Annotated in this window: 2 protein-coding genes; one reads left to right on the top strand and one right to left on the bottom strand. The window is 66.2% G+C overall.

The genetic code is table 11. From position 1 onward, the window contains the following. A partial coding sequence (locus tag EN781_RS32090) for an NAD-binding protein (protein WP_245492704.1) occupies nucleotides 1-923 on the top strand: 923 nt, incomplete at its 5' end. Between the two features lie 28 nt (nucleotides 924-951). Here the strand turns inward: EN781_RS32090 and EN781_RS32085 are convergent. Then, on the bottom strand, nucleotides 952-1643 hold a 692-nt coding region (locus tag EN781_RS32085; RefSeq protein WP_145965771.1), incomplete at its 5' end, for a helix-turn-helix transcriptional regulator.

Genomic DNA, 1643 nt, shown 5'->3' with positions numbered 1-1643 from the left:
TCTTCGTCTCGGTCGGCATGCTGTTCGACCCGTTCAGCCTGGTCAGCAATGGCTGGCCGATCCTGGCGACGCTGGCCATCATCCTGCTCGGCAAGTCGCTGGCCGCGTTCGTCATCGTCGTCGCCTTCCGCTACCCGATCGCGACGGCGCTGATGATCTCGGCCAGCCTGGCGCAGATCGGCGAATTCTCCTTCATCCTGGCCGAACTCGGTGTCGGCCTGAAGCTCCTGCCCGAGCAGGGTCGCGACCTGATCCTTGCCGGCGCCATCCTGTCGATCCTGCTCAACCCGCTGATGTTCCTGGCCATCGACTGGATGACACCGTGGCTGGAGGCACGCTCGGCCAAGGCATCGCCGCCGGAAGAGGCAAGGCCGATCGGCCCGGCGACCGAGCCCGGCCAGGTGGCTTCGGTGACGGCTTCGCCGCAAAAGCAAGACGGCCCGCCGCCAAGAACCGCGCTTACCGGCCATTCCATCCTGATCGGCTACGGCCGTGTCGGCAGCCTCGTCGGCGCGGCGCTGAAGCAAGCCGCCCTGCCCTTCCTGGTCATCGAGGACGCCGACAAGACGCTGGCGAAGCTGAAGGCCGATGGCGTCGAAACCATCGCCGGCAATGGCGCCAATGCGGACGTCTTTTCGGCCGCCAATCCGGAAGGCGCCAAGCGGCTGATCCTTGCAATTCCGAATGCCTTCGAGGCGGGTCAGATCGTGCTGCGCGCCCGCGCCGCCAACCCCGGCATCAATGTCATCGCCCGCGCCCACTCCGATGCCGAGGTCGAGCATCTCAAGGGACTCGGCGCCGACACCGTCATCATGGGCGAGCGCGAGATCGCGCGCGGCATCGTCGAGGTGGTGACGGGTAGGTCACCCGCTGGGTTGAAAGAGGTCGCCCGCGCCCCGGAGATCAAACCGCAAGCCGTTTGAGTTGCGCGTCCTGCACCAGCCAGGTTGATCAAGCGACAAATGCGGAGCCGCCGTTTTGCGCGATATCGCTGAGATATTTTGCCGGCGGCTTGCCCAGCGCCTTCTTGAACATGGTGATAAACGCCGTGACGGATTCATAGCCGAGATCGCCCGAGACCTGCTGCACGCTGGCGCCTGAGGCGAGTTCGCGCAGCGCCACGATCAGGTGCAGCTGCTGGCGCCAGCGCCCGAAGGTCAGCCCTGTCTCCTTCACGACGAGGCGTGCCAGACTGCTCTCGCTGAGCGCCACGCGGTTCGCCCATTCCGCTAGCGTGCTGCGGTCGGCGGGATCGTCCGCTAACGCCTCGGCGATCCGCCGCAAGCGCGGCTCGGCCGAAATCGGCAGGTGCAATTGCTGCACAGGCATGCGCGGCAGTTCGGCAAGCAGGATCCCTCCCAGGAAACCGCATCGTGCCTCCTCCGGCGCGCAATCCGACAGTTCGATGATCAGCTCGCGCAGCAGCGGCGAGATCGAAAGCGTGCAGCACCGGTCCGGCAATTCGGCGGCCCCCGGTTCGAGATAAACGAAGAAAATCCGCGCATTGGCGGTCGCGATGTTGCTGTGCTGCATGCCGCCCGGAATCCACACGGCGCAATGCGGCGGCACCATCCACAGGCCGCTCGGAACCCGACAGGTGACGCCGCCGCCCAGCGCGAAGACGAGCTGCCCCTTGCGATGCC

Source organism: Mesorhizobium sp. M4A.F.Ca.ET.090.04.2.1 (assembly GCF_003999085.1).
GTDB lineage: Bacteria > Pseudomonadota > Alphaproteobacteria > Rhizobiales > Rhizobiaceae > Mesorhizobium.
This window is presented reverse-complemented; position numbering and strand designations above follow the sequence as displayed.